The organism is Pseudomonas frederiksbergensis (assembly GCF_003732705.1).
In the GTDB taxonomy this organism is placed as follows: domain Bacteria; phylum Pseudomonadota; class Gammaproteobacteria; order Pseudomonadales; family Pseudomonadaceae; genus Aquipseudomonas; species Aquipseudomonas frederiksbergensis_F.
In genome coordinates this window covers 155,759-175,142 of the sequence record NZ_MOBR01000042.1, presented here as the reverse complement: position 1 = coordinate 175,142, position 19,384 = coordinate 155,759, and the positions used below count along the sequence as shown (strand labels likewise).

At 59.6% G+C, this 19,384-nt stretch carries 16 protein-coding genes and 1 tRNA gene; 14 read left to right on the top strand and 3 right to left on the bottom strand.

What is annotated here, in order from left to right; genetic code table 11:
• Positions 1-86 precede the first annotated feature (86 nt).
• From hfq to BK667_RS29985, 7 genes are all read left to right on the top strand, one after another.
• Positions 87-347, top strand: a complete 261-nt coding sequence (gene hfq, locus BK667_RS30015; protein WP_007902656.1) for an RNA chaperone Hfq — start codon at positions 87-89, stop codon at positions 345-347.
• Between the two features lie 12 nt (positions 348-359).
• Positions 360-1,661, top strand: coding sequence for a ribosome rescue GTPase HflX (hflX, locus tag BK667_RS30010; protein ID WP_123510814.1), 1,302 nt, complete (start codon positions 360-362; stop codon positions 1,659-1,661).
• A 96-nt stretch (positions 1,662-1,757) separates the two neighbouring features.
• Positions 1,758-2,930, top strand: a complete 1,173-nt coding sequence (gene hflK, locus BK667_RS30005; RefSeq protein ID WP_123599741.1) for an FtsH protease activity modulator HflK — start codon at positions 1,758-1,760, stop codon at positions 2,928-2,930.
• Complete coding sequence (hflC, locus tag BK667_RS30000) at positions 2,930-3,799, top strand: protease modulator HflC (RefSeq protein ID WP_123402429.1); 870 nt, start codon at positions 2,930-2,932, stop codon at positions 3,797-3,799. The genes hflK and hflC overlap by 1 nt, the downstream gene beginning before the upstream one ends.
• A 315-nt stretch (positions 3,800-4,114) precedes the next feature.
• Positions 4,115-5,302, top strand: a complete 1,188-nt coding sequence (locus BK667_RS29995; RefSeq protein WP_123510810.1) for an ATP phosphoribosyltransferase regulatory subunit — start codon at positions 4,115-4,117, stop codon at positions 5,300-5,302.
• 54 nt (positions 5,303-5,356) lie between these two features.
• Positions 5,357-6,649, top strand: coding sequence for an adenylosuccinate synthase (locus BK667_RS29990; RefSeq protein WP_010464193.1), 1,293 nt, complete (start codon positions 5,357-5,359; stop codon positions 6,647-6,649).
• 149 nt (positions 6,650-6,798) lie between these two features.
• Positions 6,799-8,733 (top strand): methyl-accepting chemotaxis protein, encoded by a 1,935-nt coding sequence (locus tag BK667_RS29985; RefSeq protein WP_123599740.1) that lies wholly within the window; start codon positions 6,799-6,801, stop codon positions 8,731-8,733.
• 96 nt (positions 8,734-8,829) lie between these two features.
• Here the strand turns inward: BK667_RS29985 and BK667_RS29980 are convergent, their stop codons facing one another.
• The 3 genes from BK667_RS29980 to BK667_RS29970 all read right to left on the bottom strand — a co-directional run bounded on the left by BK667_RS29980 (position 8,830) and on the right by BK667_RS29970 (position 11,785).
• Positions 8,830-10,395, bottom strand: a complete 1,566-nt coding sequence (locus tag BK667_RS29980) for an ABC transporter permease (protein ID WP_123599739.1) — start codon at positions 10,393-10,395, stop codon at positions 8,830-8,832.
• Positions 10,395-11,405, bottom strand: coding sequence for an extracellular solute-binding protein (locus BK667_RS29975; protein ID WP_123599738.1), 1,011 nt, complete (start codon positions 11,403-11,405; stop codon positions 10,395-10,397). Before BK667_RS29975 ends, BK667_RS29980 begins: the two co-directional genes overlap by 1 nt.
• 293 nt (positions 11,406-11,698) lie before the next feature.
• Positions 11,699-11,785, bottom strand: a tRNA-Leu gene (locus BK667_RS29970).
• 226 nt (positions 11,786-12,011) lie between these two features.
• Between BK667_RS29970 and rnr the strand changes: the two genes are divergently transcribed.
• The 7 genes from rnr to dnaB all read left to right on the top strand — a co-directional run bounded on the left by rnr (position 12,012) and on the right by dnaB (position 19,303).
• Complete coding sequence (gene rnr / locus BK667_RS29965; protein WP_123599737.1) at positions 12,012-14,636, top strand: ribonuclease R; 2,625 nt, start codon at positions 12,012-12,014, stop codon at positions 14,634-14,636.
• Positions 14,633-15,394, top strand: coding sequence for a 23S rRNA (guanosine(2251)-2'-O)-methyltransferase RlmB (gene rlmB, locus BK667_RS29960; protein ID WP_123513920.1), 762 nt, complete (start codon positions 14,633-14,635; stop codon positions 15,392-15,394). Before rnr ends, rlmB begins: the two co-directional genes overlap by 4 nt.
• 313 nt (positions 15,395-15,707) lie before the next feature.
• Positions 15,708-16,130 carry a 30S ribosomal protein S6 gene (gene rpsF / locus BK667_RS29955; RefSeq protein WP_007939579.1) on the top strand — a complete coding sequence of 141 codons (423 nt, stop codon included), beginning with the start codon at positions 15,708-15,710 and terminating at the stop codon, positions 16,128-16,130.
• Between the two features lie 28 nt (positions 16,131-16,158).
• Entirely contained in the window at positions 16,159-16,389 is a 231-nt protein-coding gene (gene rpsR / locus BK667_RS29950) for a 30S ribosomal protein S18 (protein WP_002551829.1), read from the top strand.
• Positions 16,390-16,423: 34 nt separating this feature from the next.
• On the top strand, positions 16,424-17,317 hold the full coding sequence (locus BK667_RS29945) for a YybS family protein (protein WP_123513922.1): 894 nt from the start codon (positions 16,424-16,426) through the stop codon (positions 17,315-17,317).
• A gap of 19 nt (positions 17,318-17,336) precedes the next feature.
• Positions 17,337-17,783, top strand: a complete 447-nt coding sequence (rplI, locus tag BK667_RS29940) for a 50S ribosomal protein L9 (RefSeq protein WP_054044100.1) — start codon at positions 17,337-17,339, stop codon at positions 17,781-17,783.
• Between the two features lie 125 nt (positions 17,784-17,908).
• Positions 17,909-19,303 (top strand): replicative DNA helicase, encoded by a 1,395-nt coding sequence (dnaB, locus tag BK667_RS29935; RefSeq protein WP_123599736.1) that lies wholly within the window; start codon positions 17,909-17,911, stop codon positions 19,301-19,303.
• Positions 19,304-19,384 lie beyond the last annotated feature (81 nt).

Genomic DNA, 19,384 nt, shown 5'->3' with positions numbered 1-19,384 from the left:
CAATTGCCGTCTATCCTTGGGGGTGTGACGGCCCAAGCCATCTGTTTACCTATTTTTTATATTGAATCCTTAAAGGAGTGCGGCACATGTCAAAAGGGCATTCGCTACAAGACCCTTACTTGAATACTTTACGTAAAGAGAAAGTTGGGGTGTCCATCTACCTGGTCAACGGGATCAAACTGCAAGGCACGATCGAGTCTTTCGACCAGTTCGTCATCCTGCTGAAAAACACCGTTAGCCAGATGGTTTACAAGCACGCTATCTCGACAGTGGTACCGGTTCGTCCAATTCGTCTGCCTAGCGCAACCGAATCGGAAGCGGGTGACGCTGAGCCAGGTAACGCCTGATAGGAGTCTCCTTTGTTCTTTGAGCGCCACGGTGGTGGTGAACGAGTGATCCTCGTTCACTTGGATGGACAGGACCCTGAGGCGCGCGAAGATCCGCAGGAGTTTCAGGAATTGGCTAATTCGGCTGGCGCCGAGACCGTTGCGTTTTTTAACGTGCCGCGTCATCGGCCAACTGCCAAATTCCTGATTGGCAGCGGCAAGGTCGAGGAACTGCGCGACCTGGTCCATGCCGAAGAGGCCGATCTGGTCATCTTCAATCACATCCTCACGCCCAGTCAGGAACGTAACCTCGAACGTGTTTTCGAGTGTCGCGTGATCGACCGCACCGGTCTGATTCTCGATATTTTCGCCCAACGCGCCCGTACCCATGAAGGCAAGCTCCAGGTCGAACTGGCCCAGCTTGACCACATGAGCACCCGGCTGGTTCGTGGCTGGACTCACCTTGAGCGTCAGGGTGGCGGTATCGGTATGCGTGGTCCGGGTGAAACCCAGCTGGAAACCGACCGCCGTTTGCTGCGGGTACGCCTGCGACAGATCAAGGGCCGACTGGAAAAAGTGCGCAGTCAGCGCGAACAGTCGCGGCGCGGCCGTACGCGTGCGGATATTCCTACCGTGTCCCTGGTGGGCTATACCAACGCCGGCAAATCCACGCTCTTCAATAACGTGACGAAATCCGACGTCTACGCGGCTGACCAGTTGTTTGCCACGCTGGACCCGACCTTGCGCCGTCTGGAACTCGACGACCTGGGGCCGATTGTCCTGGCCGACACCGTGGGTTTCATCCGCCACTTGCCGCACAAACTGGTCGAGGCATTCCGGTCTACGCTCGAAGAGTCGAGCAACTCGGACCTGTTGTTGCACGTGATCGATGCGGCCGAACCGGATCGCATGTTGCAGATCGAGCAGGTGATGGTGGTGCTGGGCGAGATCGGTGCCCAGGACTTGCCGATCCTCGAGGTCTATAACAAACTCGATTTGCTTGAAGGCGTTGAGCCACAAATCCAGCGCGACGAAAACGGCAAGCCCCAACGGGTCTGGCTGTCGGCGCGTGATGGCAGTGGTCTGGAATTGCTTGAACAAGCCATTGCCGAGTTGCTGGGCGGTGATTTGTTTGTTGGCACCTTGCGCTTGCCGCAACGTTTTGCTCGACTGCGTGCGCAGTTTTTCGAACTCGGTGCGGTACAGAAAGAAGAACACGACGAAGAAGGCATCAGCCTGCTGGCCGTTCGCTTGCCCCGGGTCGAGTTGAATCGACTGGTGAGCCGTGAAGGCCTGCAACCGATGGACTTCCTCGAGCAACACACTTTGCAATAAAAGCCTGAGAAAGCGGTTGTGCCGCGGTGACAGGCATTCTGTAGCATTGGTCGGCGCGCCGTGGGTGCGTCTTTGCTTTATCAGATGGAGAGCGCTATGGCTTGGAATGAGCCGGGTGGCAACTCGAATAATCAGGATCCTTGGGGTGGCAAGCGCCGCAATAACGGCGACCGCAAGGGGCCACCGGATCTCGACGAGGCCTTCCGAAAGCTGCAGGAAAGCCTGAACGGGTTGTTCGGTGGTGGTAAGAAACGCGGTGACGACGGCGGTGGTTCGGGCAAGAGTGGCGGCTTCGGCGGCCTGCTCGGCATCGGCCTCGTCGTGCTGGCGGCCGTGTGGCTGTACAGCGCGGTCTACGTGGTCGACGAGCAGGAGCAAGCCGTGGTGCTGCGCTTCGGCAAGTACTACGAAACGGTTGGCCCGGGCCTGAACATCTACTTCCCGCCGATCGATAAAAAGTACATGGAAAACGTCACGCGTGAGCGTGCCTATACCAAGCAAGGTCAAATGCTGACTGAAGACGAAAACATCGTCGAAGTGCCGCTGACCGTGCAGTACAAGATCAGCAACCTGCAGGATTTCGTGCTGAACGTCGATCAGCCGGAAATCAGCCTGCAACACGCAACCGACAGTGCCTTGCGCCATGTGGTGGGTTCCACCGCCATGGACCAGGTATTGACCGAAGGTCGTGAATTGATGGCCAGCGAAATCAAGGAGCGTCTGCAACGCTTCCTCGATACCTATCGCACCGGTATCACCGTTACCCAGGTCAACGTTCAGAGCGCAGCCGCACCGCGTGAAGTCCAGGAAGCCTTCGATGACGTGATCCGTGCCCGTGAAGACGAGCAGCGTTCGCGCAACCAGGCTGAAACCTACGCCAACGGCGTCGTGCCGGAAGCCCGTGGTCAGGCCCAGCGCATCCTTGAAGATGCCAACGGCTACCGTGACGAAACGGTATCGCGCGCCAAGGGTGAGGCGGATCGCTTCACCAAACTGGTCGCCGAGTACCGCAAGGCTCCTGAAGTTACCCGCGAGCGTCTGTACCTGGACACCATGCAGGAAGTCTTCACCAACACCAGCAAGGTTCTCGTGACCGGCAACAAGAATGGCCAGAGCAATCTGCTGTACTTGCCGCTGGACAAGATGATCGACAGTGGCCGCAGCACCAGCGCTCCGGTAACGGGCGCGACAGCCAGCAGCAATGAAGCGAATGCGCGTGCAGCCGCTGATCTGCAACAACAGCAAGCACGTACCAGGGAGAGTCGCTGATGAGCAATAAATCGCTGATCGCCCTTATTGTCTGCGTCGTCGTGGCGATCGCAGCCTGGAACTGCTTCTACATTGTGGGTCAGACCGAGCGTGCGGTAATGCTGCAATTCGGTCGCGTGGTCCAGACTGATGTTCAGCCGGGCCTGCATGTGAAAGTGCCTTACGTTAACCAGGTGCGCAAATTCGACGCACGCCTGATGACGCTGGATGCACCGACACAACGCTTCCTGACGCTGGAAAAGAAAGCCGTCATGGTCGATGCCTACGCCAAGTGGCGCGTGAAAGATGCCGAGCGCTTCTACACCGCAACCTCCGGCCTCAAGCAGATTGCCGACGAGCGTCTGTCCCGTCGTCTGGAATCGGGCCTGCGTGACCAGTTTGGTAAGCGCACCCTGCATGAAGTGGTTTCTGGTGAACGTGACGCGTTGATGGCGGACATCACCGCTTCGCTGAACAAGATGGCGGAAAAAGAACTGGGCATCGAAGTTGTCGATGTTCGGGTCAAGGCCATCGACCTGCCGAAAGAAGTGAACCGCAGCGTGTTCGAACGTATGAGCACCGAGCGTGAGCGTGAAGCTCGCGAGCACCGCGCCAAGGGTAACGAGCTGGCCGAAGGCATCCGTGCCGACGCCGATCGTCAACGCCGCGTGTTGCTGGCCGAAGCCTACCGTGAATCTGAAGAGGTTCGTGGTGATGGTGATGCCCAGGCTGCTGCGATCTACTCCAAAGCCTACGGCCAGGACCAGGAGTTCTACGGTTTCTACCGTAGCCTGCGTGCCTACCGTGAAAGCTTCGCGAACAAAACCGATGTCATGGTCCTGGACCCAAGCAGCGACTTCTTCCGTTATCTGGAAAAAGCCAAGCCTTGATACGGCGTTGACCTGAATCATCCCCCGCCCGGCGGCTAAAACCTCGGGCGGGGTGATCCTTTGGGAAAACGTGTGTATGATGCGGCAGCCGGGAAATTCCCGGCTTTTTTGCGTCTGCATGTTTGATTGCGGTTTTTTGGCAGGCGCCCGAGTTGAATGACTCGACAGGTTTTTCGAGGAAAGTGGTTGGCGAAGCCGATTTCAGGCTTTTCGCCGTGTCGTTCATGCGCGTTGTTTGCGCATGAACCGATCATTTTCTGCTTCACTCAAGGCTCGCCCAACGGCTGGCCGCCCGGATCATAGGGGAATGGCGTAATGGCAACGGTAGACCGCTGGCTGCTGCCAGATGGCATCGAAGAAGTACTGCCACCGGAGGCAGCGCGCATTGAAGTAGCGCGCCGCCAGGTGTTGGATCTGTTCCAGAGCTGGGGTTACGAGTTTGTCGTGACTCCCCATATCGAGTACCTGGAATCCCTGCTGACCGGCGCGGGCCAGGACCTGGATCTGCGTACCTTCAAGGTCATCGACCCGCAATCGGGCCGGCAGATGGGTTTCCGTGCCGACATCACGCCGCAAGTGGCGCGCATCGATGCGCACACCCTGCGTCGCGAAGGTCCGAGCCGCCTGTGCTATGCCGGCAGCGTGCTGCATGCGCAGCCGCGGGCCTTGTCGTCGTCGCGCAGTCCGATCCAGTTGGGCGCCGAGTTGTACGGCGATGCCAGCCCGAGCAGCGACGTCGAAGTCATCAGCCTGATGCTGGCCATGCTGCAACTGGCCGATGTGCCGGATGTGCACATGGACCTCGGGCATGTTGGTATCTACCGCGGCCTGGCCCGCGCCGCCGGTTTGTCCGGCGAAGTCGAGCAACAGTTGTTCGATGCATTGCAACGTAAGGCCATCGACGAGGTCATTACCTTGACCGAAGGCCTGCCTGCCGATCTGTCGGGCATGCTGCGCGCGTTGGTCGACCTGTGTGGCGGTCGTGAAGTGTTGAGCGCTGCCCGCGAGCGTCTGGCCCGTGCGCCGGCGCCGGTACTGGCGGCGCTGGAAGACTTGCTGGCCATTGCCGATCGGCTGTCCGCGCGTTTCCCGGAATTACCGCTTTACTTCGATCTGGGCGAGTTGCGCGGCTACCACTATCACACCGGTGTGGTGTTCGCGGTGTTCGTACCGGGCGTTGGCCAGTCCATTGCCCAGGGCGGTCGTTACGACGACATCGGTGCCGACTTCGGTCGTGCCCGTCCGGCAACCGGCTTCTCTACCGATTTGAAAACCCTGGTGACCCTGGGGCGTGCTGAGATCGAGTTACCGTCTGGCGGTATCTGGATGCCTGACAGTACGGATGCGGCACTCTGGCAGCAGGTTTGCCAGTTGCGCAGTGAGGGTCAGCGTGTCGTTCAGGCTTTGCCTGGGCAACCATTGGCCGCCGCCCGTGAAGCGGACTGCGACCGGCAATTGATTCAGCAGAACGGGCTTTGGCAAGTATTGCCGCTGGCTTCTTGAGTTTTCCTGCCGGCGGCTGCCGGCACCAAGTTTGCGCGAATGAGGACAAGTGTTATGGGTAAGAATGTCGTAGTCCTGGGCACCCAATGGGGTGATGAGGGCAAAGGCAAGATCGTTGATCTGCTGACCGAACATGCTGCCGCCGTAGTGCGCTACCAAGGTGGCCACAACGCGGGTCACACCCTGGTGATCGACGGCGAAAAAACCGTCTTGCACCTGATCCCGTCGGGCGTGCTGCGCGAAGGCGTGCAGTGCCTGATCGGCAACGGCGTGGTGGTTGCACCGGACGCTCTGCTGCGCGAGATCATCAAGCTGGAAGAGAAAGGTGTACCGGTGCGCGAGCGTCTGCGTATCAGCCCTTCCTGCCCGCTGATCCTGTCCTATCACGTCGCGCTGGACCAGGCGCGTGAAAAGGCCCGTGGCGAGCTGAAGATCGGCACCACCGGTCGCGGCATCGGCCCGGCTTACGAAGATAAAGTTGCCCGTCGCGGTCTGCGCATCGGTGACCTGTTCCATCGTGAGCGTTTCGCCGCCAAGCTGGGCGAGTTGCTGGATTACCACAACTTCGTCCTGGTCAATTACTACAAAGAGCCAGCGATCGACTTCCAGAAGACACTCGACGAGTGCATGGAATACGCCGAGCTGCTCAAGCCGATGATGCTCGACGTCACCGCTGAGCTGCACGAGCTGCGTCGCGCTGGCAAAGACATCATGTTCGAAGGCGCCCAAGGCTCCCTGCTGGACATCGATCACGGTACTTACCCGTACGTCACCAGCTCCAACACTACTGCGGGCGGCATCGCCACCGGTTCGGGTTTCGGTCCGATGTACCTGGATTACATCCTCGGCATCACCAAGGCCTACACCACTCGCGTCGGTTCGGGTCCATTCCCGACTGAGCTGTTCGACGACGTTGGCGCGTTCCTGGCCAAGCGTGGCCACGAGTTCGGCGCTACCACCGGCCGTGCCCGTCGTTGCGGCTGGTTCGATGCCGTCATCCTGCGTCGCGCAATCGACGTCAACAGCATCTCGGGCCTGTGCCTGACCAAGCTGGACGTGCTGGACGGCCTGGAAACCATCAACATCTGTGTTGGCTACAAGAACCAGGATGGTGCAGTGATCGACGCACCGACCGACGCCGACAGCTACATCGGCCTCGAGCCGGTATACGAAGAGATGCCAGGCTGGACCGAATCCACTGTCGGCGCCAAGACCCTGGAAGAGCTGCCGCAAGCTGCTCGCAACTACATCAAACGCGTTGAAGAGTTGGTCGGTGCGCCGATTGACATTATTTCGACGGGCCCGGACCGCAACGAAACCATCGTTTTGCGTCACCCGTTCGCTTAATAAGTCGTTGATGTAAAACACAAAGGCCCCTCGTTTGGGGCCTTTGTCGTATCTGCCTGTCAGACGGCACGACCTTTGCTGTGATGTTGATTAAAAGCATCGCTTCCGATGCGCCATCAATTTAATGGCGCCAAGCAGAGGGATTTTAAGTGTCAGCCATTCTCTCACTGTTACAAAGCCGTCTTCTGCGGCCCGTGTTCGTTACCCTTGGTATCGCCCTTTTGGTGCAAGTGCTGGTTGCGGTTGCCCTGACTCGGAGCACGGTGACTGCATTGGAAGCCGATCTCGGTGTGCGCCTGGGGGCTGACAGTCAAAAGCTCTCCGGTGAGCTGGAGCAGGCGGGCCGTGAGGTCACGTCGAGCCTGGACAGCCTGTCCACCAACACCCGTCAGCGGCTCACCGCCGGTCTGTCCTCACGTCTGAAGGACGAGCAGGCGCAATTGCGTGGGACTTTGGAAAAAGACCTGAAGGACTCCGCCAATGATATGGCGCAACTTCTGGCCTCGGTCGCCCCCCGCGCCATGTGGGACAGCGACGTTCCTACCCTGTCCGAATTTGCCCGCCGCGCCCAGCGCAATCCAAACGTATTGTTCGTGATCTACGACGACGCCACCGGCCAGCACCTGACGCGCTATTTGAACCGCGAGAACCCGATCAACAAAGCGCTGCTGGAGAAAGGCCAGGGCGAGCGTGCGTTGGACAAAGTGCTGGATGCGGCGAAGAACGATCCATCGGTCTACTACCTCGAAGCCTCGATCAGCCCCAATGGCGTGGAAATTGGCAAGGTCTTGATGGGCGTCTCCACCGCTTCCGTGGAAGTCGATCTGGCAGCCCTCGACAAACGTTTCTCGGCGCTGATCGCCAGCAGCGATCAGCTGGTCGGCGACAGCCTCAAAGGCGCGGCGGCTGATAGTGCCGCAGCGATGGGCGCGCGTCTGAAGTCGGCGCAGTCCACGGCGTCAGAAATGCAGGCCAACACCACCAGCACCGTGCAGCAAGCAGCGGGCACTTTGCGCTGGCGCATCGGTATGGGTCTGGCGGTGGTGGGCTTTGGCGTGTTGCTGTTGCTGGCCGTGGTGCTGGGTCGTCGCGTCGTCAATCGCCTGAAAATGCTGATTGCCGCCATGGATGATCTGGCGGCGGGCGAGGGTGACCTGACCAAGCGTGTGCAGATCAACAGCAAGGACGAAATCGGCGACATGGCCTCGGCGGTCAATCGCTTTGTGGATAAGTTGCAGCCGATCGTGCGTGAAGCGGGCGACGTGGCCCAGCGCACCGGCGTGGAAATCGGCGCCATGACCTTGCGCAATGCCGGGGCCGATAAAGCGGCGGGCATGCAGCGCGATGAAGTGGCCGAGAGCCTGCGCGCGCTGTCGCAAATGGCCGATGAAGCGCAGTCGGAAAGTCACGCGATGCAAGCAGCCTTGCAGCAGGTTGTGGATATTCGTCAGGCCACCGATGAGAACACCCGGACCTCGGCGAAGGTCGGCAGCCTGATTGAAGCATTGGCCGGCCAGGTCGATACCGGTGCGAAAGTTATCGAGCGTCTGGCGCAGCAAAGTGAACAGATTGAAGTCGTGTTGACGGTGATCCACGGGATCGCCGAGCAAACCAACCTGCTGGCGCTGAACGCGGCCATCGAAGCGGCGCGGGCGGGTGAAACCGGTCGCGGGTTCGCCGTTGTGGCAGATGAAGTGCGGGCGCTGGCGAGCAAGACGCAAAGTTCTACTGGCGATATCCAGGCGCACATCGTGGCGTTGCAGCAAGGTGCACGTGAGGCGGTCGCGGCGATTGGTCAGGCCGGGCGCCAGGCCAGCGAAGGTTTGCTGGTGTTGCGTGACAGCGCGCGGTTGCAGCAGTCGGTGCAGGCGTCGGTCGAGCAAGTGCATGCGGCGATCGGTCTGGCGACCCAGGCCGCGGCCCATCAGGCGCAGGGCGCGCAAGCGGTGCGGGGTCGGGTTGAAACCATTCATGCTCAGGCTGAGAAAGCGGCTAAGGCCGTGGTGGAAACCACAGCCAGCGGCAAAGTGCTGGATGGCTTGGCGGCGCAGTTGAAGGCGAGTCTGGGGCAGTTCAGGGCTTAGGGTTTTCTTTGCCTGGGCTGGCCTCTTCGCGAGCAGGCTCGCTCCCACAGGGGAATGCATTCCAATGTGGGAGCGAGCCTGCTCGCGAAGGCAATCTCAACGGCTCAAATACATCCGGGTAGTCAGTAAATAAACCGGCAGCCCCGACACCAAAATCAACAACGCCGCATAAGGCGCCGCCGCCGCAAATTCCACGTTCGCGGTATGCGCCCACACCTCTGTCGCCAGCGTGTTCAACCCGGTCGGGCTCAGCAGCAGCGTCGCCGTCAATTCCTTCATCGCATCCAGAAACACCAGCGCAAACGCAGCGCCCAGCGCCGGGAAGATAATCGGCAACGTCACCCGGCAAAACGCACTGAACGACGACGCACCCAGCGTGCGCGCCGCCTCTTCCAGTTGTGGCGCCGCTTTATTCAGTGCCGTACGAATCGGCGCCTGGGCCAGCGGCAGAAACAACAGCGCATAAGCGATCAGCAGCAACATCGACGTCTGGTACAGCGCCGGCACATAGTGCAGGGCGAAATACACCAGGGTCAGGGCAATCACCAGGCCTGGTAACGCGTGCAGCAAATACGGCAAGCGCTCGGCCCAGATTGCCAGTTGGCCTTTGTAGCGCACCACCAGCAATCCGACAGGCACCGCCAGCACCAGACACAGCGCCGCACCGCCGAGAGACAGTGCCAGGGACGACAGCAGTGCTTCGCTGATCGCCGCCATCGGGAAAGCCGCCGATGAACCGACCGCCAGCCAGTACGCGAGCATCCCCAGCGGGATGCCACTGCCGATGATCGCCAGCGCCAGGCAATAAACCTGTCCGGCGGCAGCCCAAGGCCCGAGGCGAACCTGTTCGGCATGCCGCGCCGCGCCCTGACCGGTGCGCACGTGTCGGCCCTTGCCGCGAACCCGCAGCTCAAGCCACAGCAGCACCAGACACAGCGCCAACAGCACCGCCGACAGCATCGCGGCGTTGGCGTTGCTGAATTCCAGTTCGAACTGTTGATAGATCGCCGTAGTGAAGGTTTGCAGGCCGATGATCGACAGCGCGCCAAATTCCACCAGCATGTGCAGCGCAATCAGCAACGAGCCGGCCAGTAGCGACGGCCAGAGCAGCGGCAGGGTGATCCGGAAAAACACGCCCCAGCGATTCTGCCCCAGGGTGCGGGCGGACTCTTCAAGGGAGGGATCAAGATTGCGCAGAGTCGCCGCTACCGGCAAAAACACCAGCGGATACTTGGACAGGGTCATCACCAGAATCGCCCCGCCCAGGCCCTCGAAATGCGCGCTGAGGGAAACCCAGGTAAAACTGCTGACAAACGCCGGCACGGCAAAAGGCAGGCACAGGATCACGCCCCAGATTCGCCGCCCCTTCAGATTGCTGCGCTCCAGCAGCCAGGCCAGGGACAACCCGGTCACGCCGCAGGCCAGGGTGACGCCAATCATCAGCGACAATGTGTTGCGCAGCAGGCCAAACACATACGGCCGCCATAGCAGATGCAATGCTTCGGCCCAGCCCGCTTGCCAAGTCTTGAGCCCGACATAGGCCAGCGGCAACAGGCTGAGCACCACCAGCAGCAACACCGGCAGCAACAACCAGATCGACGGCCGTTTGCGCCGTGGCACGTTACCTCCGCGCGAGGCAGGGGCGGATAGCGATGCGCTCATCAGTTCAAGCCAACGTCACGTTCCAGGTCCAGGGCTTCTTCGGCATTGCCGAGGTCGGCTGGGGTGACTTTCGGCGCTTCGAGTTCGCTGAACGGCTTGAGCCCACGATCCGATTGCATGCCTTTGTGCAGTGGGTATTCGGCGGTGGTCTGGGTGATCACGCGCTGACCTTCTTCGCTGGCCATGTAGGCAAGGAATTGCTGGGCTTCTTTTGGATGCTTGCTGGATTTCAGCACGGCCGCGCTGGAAACGGTGATCAAGCCGCCAACGTCGCCGCCGGTGAAGTAATGCAGTTTCGAATCGAGCTGGCCTTTTTCACGCTGCAAGGCGAACCAGTAGTAGTTGTTCACCAGCACGGTGGCGACTTCGCCGTTTTCCACGGCTTTCAGTGCAACCATATTGTTGCTGTAGACCTTGCCGAACGCGCGCAGGCCAGTCAGCCATTCTTCGGCAGCGTCCATGCCGTGGGTCTTGATGATCGCCACGGCCTGTTCCTGGAAGGCGCCGCTGGTGGGTACGAAACCGACCTTGCCTTGCCATTTTGGATCGGAGAACTCCATGACCGACTTGGGCAGGTCTTTTTCGTCGATCAGTTTCGGGTTGAAAGCGACCACGCGGACCCGGGCGGTGATGCCGATCCAGGTACCATTGCCGGCGACGTAATCTTTCGGCAGGACGGCGAGGGTGGCGGCGTCGGTCTGGGCCAGCAGGCCTTGTTCGCCAAGTTTGTTCAGTGGCGGCGATTCTTCGGTGTAGATCACGTCGGCGGGGGAGCGGTCGCCTTCTTCAACGACCTGGCTGGCGAGCTGGTTGCTGCTGCCCTTGCGTACATTGACGTGAATCCCGGTCTTGGCTTCGAAAGCTTTGGCGACTGCATCGCCGACTTCCTTGTGTTGGCCGTTATAGAGCGTCAGGGAAACCGGGTCGGCGGCTTGGGTGAGGGGAGTGGCGAGAGCCAGGCCGAGGAGGGTAAAGGTCAGGCCTCGGCGCAGGGTATTTCGAAACATCATTCGCAGGGTTCCTCACTGTCGCATTGCAAAAACTTGCAACAATGATAAACGATATTGTTTCTCAAGTGCGCCTTGAGGGCAGGATAAGGCCCTGCCAGGGCGGGCTCGGGGCAAAACGCTAAACCTGTAGGAGCAAGGCTTGCCCGCGATGGCGATTTCAAGGATGCCATCGCGGGTAAGCCTTGCTCCTACAGAGGCGCGCGTTGACTCTCGAAAATTCTGGGAGGCCAGAAACGCAAAAACCCGCTTTCGCGGGTTTTTGTGAAATTCCAGATCGACTCTGAAATTTGAATTGGTGCCCAGAAGAAGACTCGAACTTCCACGACCTTGCGGTCACCAGCACCTGAAGCTGGCGTGTCTACCAATTTCACCATCTGGGCAGTATCGGCAACGCTAGTGCGTCGTCGATGGCGCGCACTATACGGAGCGTCTTTTTAACTGTAAACCCCTGTCGTCAAAAAAACCTGGAAAATTTCACCGATGGCATTTAAATCAGCTTCGCGGTGTCGATAAAGGGCTTTAGATGGGCTCTCATAGCCTGAAATTTCCCGTTTCATTACGCCTATGCCAAACTAACCCGCATATAGACAAGGTGAAAACTCTCTAATGGCCGATTGGCAGTCCCTCGATCCCGAGGCCGCTCGTGAAGCGGAAAAATATGAAAACCCTATTCCTAGCCGCGAACTGATCCTTCAGCACCTTGCTGATCGAGGTTCGCCTGCTAACCGCGAGCAGTTGGTCGAGGAGTTTGGTCTGACCACAGAAGACCAGATCGAAGCCCTGCGTCGCCGTCTGCGCGCCATGGAGCGCGACGCTCAACTCATCTATACCCGTCGCGGCACCTATGCGCCTGTGGATAAGCTCGACCTGATCCTGGGCCGCATCAGCGGTCACCGTGACGGTTTCGGCTTCCTGGTCCCGGACGACGGCAGTGACGACCTGTTCATGAGCCCGGCGCAAATGCGCCTGGTGTTCGACGGTGACCGTGCCCTGGCCCGTGTTTCCGGCCTGGACCGTCGCGGTCGCCGCGAAGGCATGATCGTCGAAGTGGTGTCCCGTGCCCACGAGACCATCGTCGGCCGTTACTTCGAAGAGGGCGGTATCGGCTTCGTGGTTGCGGATAACCCGAAGATCCAGCAAGAAGTGCTGGTCACGCCGGGTCGCAACGCCAATGCCAATATCGGTCAGTTCGTCGAAGTGAAGATCACTCACTGGCCGACGCCGCGCTTCCAGCCGCAAGGCGACGTGGTCGAAGTCGTGGGTAACTACATGGCGCCGGGCATGGAAATCGATGTCGCCCTGCGCGCGTACGATATCCCGCACGTATGGCCTGAGGCGGTGTTGAAAGAAGCCGCCAAGCTCAAGCCTGAAGTCGAAGAAAAAGACAAAGAGAAGCGCATCGACCTGCGCCATCTGCCGTTCGTGACCATCGACGGTGAAGACGCGCGCGACTTCGATGACGCGGTTTACTGCGAATCCAAGCCAGGCAAGCTGCGCCTGTTCTCCGGTGGCTGGAAGTTGTACGTGGCGATTGCCGACGTCTCCAGCTACGTGAAGATCGGTTCGGCGCTGGACAACGAATCCCAGGTTCGCGGCAACTCGGTGTACTTCCCCGAGCGCGTGGTGCCGATGCTGCCTGAGCAGCTGTCCAACGGCCTGTGCTCGCTGAATCCGCATGTCGATCGCCTGGCTATGGTTTGTGAGATGACCATCTCCAAAACCGGCGAGATGACCGACTACTGCTTCTACGAAGCGGTGATTCACTCCCACGCTCGCCTGACCTACAACAAAGTCAGCGCGATGCTGGAAACGCCGAAACTCACCGAAGCCCGTCAGCTTCGTGGCGAGTACACCGACGTTCTGCCGCACCTCAAGCAGCTTTACGCACTGTACAAAGTGTTGCTGGGCGCTCGTCACGTGCGTGGCGCGATCGATTTCGAAACCCAGGAAACCCGGATCATCTTCGGCACCGAGCGCAAGATTGCCGAAATCCGTCCGACCGTGCGTAACGATGCGCACAAACTGATCGAGGAATGCATGCTCGCGGCCAACGTGGCCACTGCTGAATTCCTGAAGAAACACGAAATTCCTGCGCTGTATCGCGTGCACAACGGTCCGCCACCGGAGCGTCTGGAAAAACTGCGCGCCTTCCTCGGTGAGCTCGGCCTGTCCCTGCACAAAGGCAAGGACGGCCCGTCGCCGAAGGATTACCAGGCACTGCTGGCGAGCATCAAGGATCGTCCGGATTTCCATCTGATTCAGACCGTCATGCTGCGTTCGTTGAGCCAAGCGGTGTACAGTGCCGATAACCAGGGCCACTTCGGCCTGAATTACGAAGCCTATACCCACTTCACCTCGCCGATCCGCCGCTACCCGGACTTGCTCACGCACCGGGCGATCCGCAGCGTTATCCATTCGAAGCAAGACACCCCGCACGTTCGCCGTGCCGGCGCGATGACGATTCCGAAAGCGCGCATCTATCCGTACGACGAAGCGGCCCTGGAGCAACTCGGCGAGCAGTGCTCGATGAGCGAGCGCCGTGCCGACGAAGCGACCCGCGACGTGGTGAACTGGCTCAAATGCGAGTTTATGAAAGACCGCGTGGGCGAATCGTTCCCGGGTGTGATCACCGCCGTGACCGGTTTCGGCCTGTTCGTCGAGCTGACCGACATCTACGTCGAAGGCCTGGTGCACGTCACCGCGCTGCCGGGGGATTACTACCACTTCGATCCTGTGCACCACCGCCTCGCCGGTGAACGTACCGGTCGCAGCTTCCGCCTGGGCGACACCGTTGAAGTGCGGGTGATGCGCGTCGATCTCGACGAACGCAAAATCGACTTCGAGATGGCTGAAAAGACCATCAGCGCGCCGATCGGTCGCAAGAAGCGTGGCACTGAAGCCACTGCGCCAGCGGCTAAAACCGCTGCTGCGGCAGAACCGGCTCCGGCAAAAACCGGCCGTCGTCCTGCCAAGGAAAAAGCGCCCGAAGCCTATCGCCCGAGCGATGCGGCGGCGAAAAATGCCGAGCTGCGCAAAAGCCGTGAACTGAAACAGGCGTTACTGTCTGAAGCGAAAAGCGGCGGTAAAGCGGCGTCTGGGGGAAAGACCGGACGGTCGGCGCCTGATAAGGCTCCCGGCAGCAAGCCGAGCAAACACCGTAAAGGCCCGCCGAAAGCGGGCTCGGCCCCAGCCAAAAGCGGCGGGGCGCGTAAACCTAAGGCCAAGTCATGAGTCAGTTGGAAAAAATCTACGGCGTGCATGCGGTAGAAGCGTTGCTGCGTCACCACCCGAAACGCGTCAAGCAGATCTGGCTGGCTGAAGGCCGCAGCGAGCCGCGTGTACAGGCGCTGATCGCGCTGGCGAATGAAAATCGCGTGCCCGTCGGCAACGCCGAGCGTCGTGAACTCGACGCCTGGGTTGATGGCGTGCACCAAGGCGTGGTGGCGGACGTGAGTCCGAGCCAGGTCTGGGGCGAGGCGATGCTCGACGAGTTGCTGGATCGCTCCGAAGGCGCGCCGTTGCTGCTGGTGCTCGACGGCGTGACCGACCCGCACAACCTCGGCGCTTGCCTGCGTTCGGCCGATGCGGCCGGTGCGCTGGCGGTGATCGTGCCGAAGGACAAGTCAGCGACCCTGACCCCGACGGTGCGTAAAGTGGCCTGCGGCGCGGCGGAAGTGATTCCGTTGGTCGCCGTGACCAACCTGGCGCGCACCCTGGAAAAACTCAAGCAGCGCGGCTTGTGGGTTGTCGGTACGGCGGGCGAGGCTGAGCAGAGTCTGTATCAGCAAGACATGACCGGCCCGACCATCCTGATCATGGGCGCCGAAGGCAGCGGTATGCGTCGCCTGACTCGCGACCTGTGCGACTACCTGGTGCACCTGCCGATGACTGGTAGCGTCAGCAGCCTCAACGTTTCCGTGGCGACCGGTGTTTGCCTGTTTGAGGCCCAGCGCCAGCGCAGCGTCAAGGCTGCCACCAAAAAGTCCTGACACACAGCTGTCTGTAGGAGCAAAGCTTGCTCGCGATAGCGGTGTAACATTCAGCATCAATGCTGAATGTTCCGCCCTCATCGCGAGCAAGCTTTGCTCCTACAGTGGTTTGTGGGGTGGCAAAAATAGGTGGGTGAACGAACTGTTCAAATAATCACCAATTGCCTTGCACCTCTCCTGTCCCTTCTCTACAATTGCGCCCCTTGCTGTGACGGCAGGCACGCATGTGTCTATCGCAAGCAAGTCCATAAGTGTCATTCACTCCTTGTCTGACCGCTTTTGAGCGGCAGGCTACAACCCGTAAGGAGCATTCATGCGTCATTACGAAATCATCTTTTTGGTCCACCCGGATCAAAGCGAGCAAGTCGGCGGCATGGTAGAGCGTTACACCAAGCTGATCGAAGAAGACGGCGGCAAAATCCACCGTCTGGAAGATTGGGGCCGTCGTCAACTGGCCTACGCAATCAACAATGTTCACAAGGCTCACTACGTGATGCTGAACGTTGAATGCACTGGCAAGGCCCTGGCCGAGCTGGAAGACAACTTCCGCTACAACGATGCAGTGATCCGTAACCTGGTCATCCGTCGCGAAGAAGCCGTTACCGGCCAATCCGAGATGCTCAAGGCTGAAGAAAACCGCAGTGAGCGCCGTGAGCGTCGCGACCGTCCTGAGCACTCCGACGCCGAAGGCGTTGACAGTGATGACAGCGACAACAGCGATAACGCTGACGAGTAATCCACGGACCTTTTGAGGAGCCTATTACATGGCACGTTTCTTCCGTCGTCGTAAATTCTGCCGCTTCACCGCTGAAGACGTGAAAGAGATCGATTACAAAGATCTCAACACCCTGAAAGCATACGTATCCGAGACCGGCAAAATCGTTCCAAGCCGTATCACCGGTACCAAAGCTCGTTATCAGCGTCAGCTGGCCACCGCTATCAAGCGCGCCCGCTTCCTGGCCCTGCTGGCCTACACCGACAGCCACGGCCGCTGAGACCGGGCAGTCGACGTAGCAAAGGATTGAATGCATGCGTGCCATAGCTGAGTTCATCATGCGCGGCCGCGTGCAGGCCACTCTCGTAGTGGCTGGATGCGCAACATTGCCGTTGTTGTATTGGTTGGGTGCTGCCGCAGGTTGCCTTGTGCTCCTGCGGCGCGGATTGAAGGACGCCATTGGCGTACTTGCTCTGGGACTGCTGCCGGCCTTGGTCTGGTGGCTTTACTCCGACGACCCACGGGCACTTCTGGTGCTGCTGGGGTCTTCGGGCCTTGCGTTGGTTTTGCGCGCAAGCGAGTCCTGGAACCGCGTGCTGCTGGTCAGCATAGCGATGGGAGTGGTGTTTGCAGTGGTGCTGGGGACGGCTTTTGGTCCCCAGATCGAGCAGCTGGCGCAGGCTTTGATAAAAGTCATGCCGTCGCTGCTCGGTGAGGTCTACGACAAGTTGTCCGTAGATGAGCGTGCGCATTTTGCGTCCCTGATTGCACCGGTCCTGACCGGCCTGATTGCGGCCTTGTTGCAAATCGTCAGTGTGCTGAGCCTGATTGTCGGGCGCTACTGGCAGGCGTTGTTGTACAACCCGGGTGGTTTTGGTCGCGAGTTTCGCGCCATCCGATTCCCGCTGGGACCGGCGATTTCGCTGCTGGTGTTGATGCTTCTGGGACCGAATATCGGTCCGCAGATGGCCATGTTGACACCGTTGTGCAGTGTTCCGCTGGTATTCGCCGGGCTGGCCCTGATTCACGGGCTGGTGGCGCAAAAGCGACTGGCCAGGTTCTGGCTGGTGGGGTTGTACGTCACGCTGTTGCTGTTCATGCAGCTGATCTATCCGTTGCTGGTGGTCTTGGCCATCGTCGACAGCCTGATTGATTTTCGCGGTCGTCTGGCGCCGAAAGACGCCGATAACGCGAACGGTGAAGGTTAAAAGTTAAGAGGATTTTCACATGCAACTGATCCTTCTGGAAAAAGTCACCAACCTGGGCAACCTGGGTGACAAAGTGAACGTTAAGGCTGGTTACGGTCGTAACTACCTGCTGCCTTACGGCAAAGCTACCGCTGCGACCGCTGCCAACGTGGCTGCGTTCGAAGAGCGTCGCGCTGAGCTGGAAAAAGCCGCAGCAGACCGCAAAACTTCGGCTGAAAACCGCGCCGCCCAACTGGCTGAGCTGGAAGTGACTATCACTGCCACCGCCGGTGACGAAGGCAAGCTGTTCGGTTCGATCGGTACTCACGACATCGCTGATGCACTGACCGCCTCTGGCGTTGAAGTTGCAAAAAGCGAAGTTCGTCTGCCGAACGGCACTATCCGTAACGTAGGTGAATTCGACGTAGCCGTGCACCTGCACGCCGAAGTTGAAGCCACCGTACGCGTTGTCGTGGTAGCAGCTTAAGCAGCACTTGTCGGCTGGCACCCTCGGGTGCTTGTCGGTAACATCGGGCACGATCCTGTTTACAGGTCGTGCCCTTTGTCTTTCTGCAGTTCCTGATTCTCCCAATTCTTATTCAACAAGTGGCCATGAACGATATCTCCGCTCCCGAGCAATATGATCTGCAAACCGCTTCCCTGAAGGTGCCGCCGCACTCCATCGAGGCCGAACAGGCTGTGCTCGGTGGTCTGATGCTGGACAACAACGCCTGGGAACGCGTGCTCGATCAGGTCTCGGATGGTGATTTCTATCGACATGACCATCGCCTGATCTTCCGCGCAATCGCCAAACTGGCGGACATGAACTCGCCCATCGACGTCGTGACCCTGGCCGAGCAATTGGACAAGGAAGGTCAGACTTCCCAGGTGGGTGGCCTCGGTTACCTCGGCGAACTGGCGAAAAACACGCCGTCCGTCGCTAACATCAAGGCCTATGCTCAGATCGTCCGTGCGCGGGCGACCTTGCGCCAACTGATCGGCATCGCCTCCGAAATTGCCGACAGCGCCTTCAACCCCGAAGGTCGTACGGCGGAAGAGATTCTCGACGAAGCCGAACGGCAGATTTTCCAGATTGCTGAGGCCCGGCCAAAAACCGGCGGCCCGGTGAGTGTGAATGACCTGCTGACCAAGGCCATCGACCGCATCGACACCTTGTTCAACACCGACAACGCCATCACCGGCCTGTCTACCGGTTACACCGACCTCGACGGGATGACCAGCGGCCTGCAGCCGTCCGATTTGATTATCGTCGCCGGCCGTCCTTCCATGGGTAAAACCACCTTTGCGATGAACCTGGTGGAAAACGCCGTGTTGCGCAGCGACAAGTGCGTCCTGGTTTACTCGCTGGAGATGCCAGGCGAATCGCTGATCATGCGTATGTTGTCGTCCCTGGGCCGCATCGACCAGACCAAGGTCCGGGCCGGTCGGCTGGACGACGACGATTGGCCGCGCCTGACGTCGGCGGTCAACCTGCTCAACGACCGCAAGCTGTTCATCGACGATACGGCCGGTATCAGCCCCTCGGAAATGCGTGCGCGGACCCGACGTCTGGTGCGTGAGCACGGCGACGTGGCTTTGATCATGATCGACTACCTGCAATTGATGCAGATCCCGGGTTCCGGCGGCGATAACCGGACCAACGAGATTTCCGAGATCTCCCGTTCCTTGAAGGCCCTGGCCAAGGAATTCAACTGCCCGGTGGTGGCGCTGTCGCAGCTCAACCGCTCCCTGGAGCAGCGGCCGAACAAACGCCCGATCAACTCCGACCTCCGGGAATCCGGAGCGATCGAGCAGGATGCTGACGTAATCATGTTCGTGTACCGGGATGAGGTGTATCACCCGGAAACCGAGCATAAAGGCATCGCCGAGATCATCATCGGCAAGCAGCGGAACGGTCCGATTGGCACGTCGCGCCTGGCGTTCATCGGCAAATACACCCGCTTTGAAAACCTTGCGCCGGGCAGCTACAACTTCGACGACGAATAAGATATTCGGCGTCTGATAGGGCCTCATCGCGAGCAAGCTTTGCTCCTACAGGTGGTGTATCAGCCTTTGTAGGAGCAAAGC

Excerpts from the sequence above, each read along its gene's own strand:
- rpsR (WP_002551829.1), top strand. The coding sequence starts at position 16,159 with ATGGCACGTTTCTTCCGTCGTCGTAAATTCTGCCGCTTCACCGCTGAA.
- rpsF (WP_007939579.1), top strand. The coding sequence starts at position 15,708 with ATGCGTCATTACGAAATCATCTTTTTGGTCCACCCGGATCAAAGCGAG.
- dnaB (WP_123599736.1), top strand. The coding sequence starts at position 17,909 with ATGAACGATATCTCCGCTCCCGAGCAATATGATCTGCAAACCGCTTCC.
- rnr (WP_123599737.1), top strand. The coding sequence starts at position 12,012 with ATGGCCGATTGGCAGTCCCTCGATCCCGAGGCCGCTCGTGAAGCGGAA.
- hfq (WP_007902656.1), top strand. The coding sequence starts at position 87 with ATGTCAAAAGGGCATTCGCTACAAGACCCTTACTTGAATACTTTACGT.
- BK667_RS29995 (WP_123510810.1), top strand. The coding sequence starts at position 4,115 with ATGGCAACGGTAGACCGCTGGCTGCTGCCAGATGGCATCGAAGAAGTA.
- rlmB (WP_123513920.1), top strand. The coding sequence starts at position 14,633 with ATGAGTCAGTTGGAAAAAATCTACGGCGTGCATGCGGTAGAAGCGTTG.
- BK667_RS29975 (WP_123599738.1), bottom strand. The coding sequence starts at position 11,405 with ATGATGTTTCGAAATACCCTGCGCCGAGGCCTGACCTTTACCCTCCTC.
- BK667_RS29945 (WP_123513922.1), top strand. The coding sequence starts at position 16,424 with ATGCGTGCCATAGCTGAGTTCATCATGCGCGGCCGCGTGCAGGCCACT.
- rplI (WP_054044100.1), top strand. The coding sequence starts at position 17,337 with ATGCAACTGATCCTTCTGGAAAAAGTCACCAACCTGGGCAACCTGGGT.
- BK667_RS29990 (WP_010464193.1), top strand. The coding sequence starts at position 5,357 with ATGGGTAAGAATGTCGTAGTCCTGGGCACCCAATGGGGTGATGAGGGC.
- BK667_RS29980 (WP_123599739.1), bottom strand. The coding sequence starts at position 10,395 with ATGAGCGCATCGCTATCCGCCCCTGCCTCGCGCGGAGGTAACGTGCCA.
- hflC (WP_123402429.1), top strand. The coding sequence starts at position 2,930 with ATGAGCAATAAATCGCTGATCGCCCTTATTGTCTGCGTCGTCGTGGCG.
- hflK (WP_123599741.1), top strand. The coding sequence starts at position 1,758 with ATGGCTTGGAATGAGCCGGGTGGCAACTCGAATAATCAGGATCCTTGG.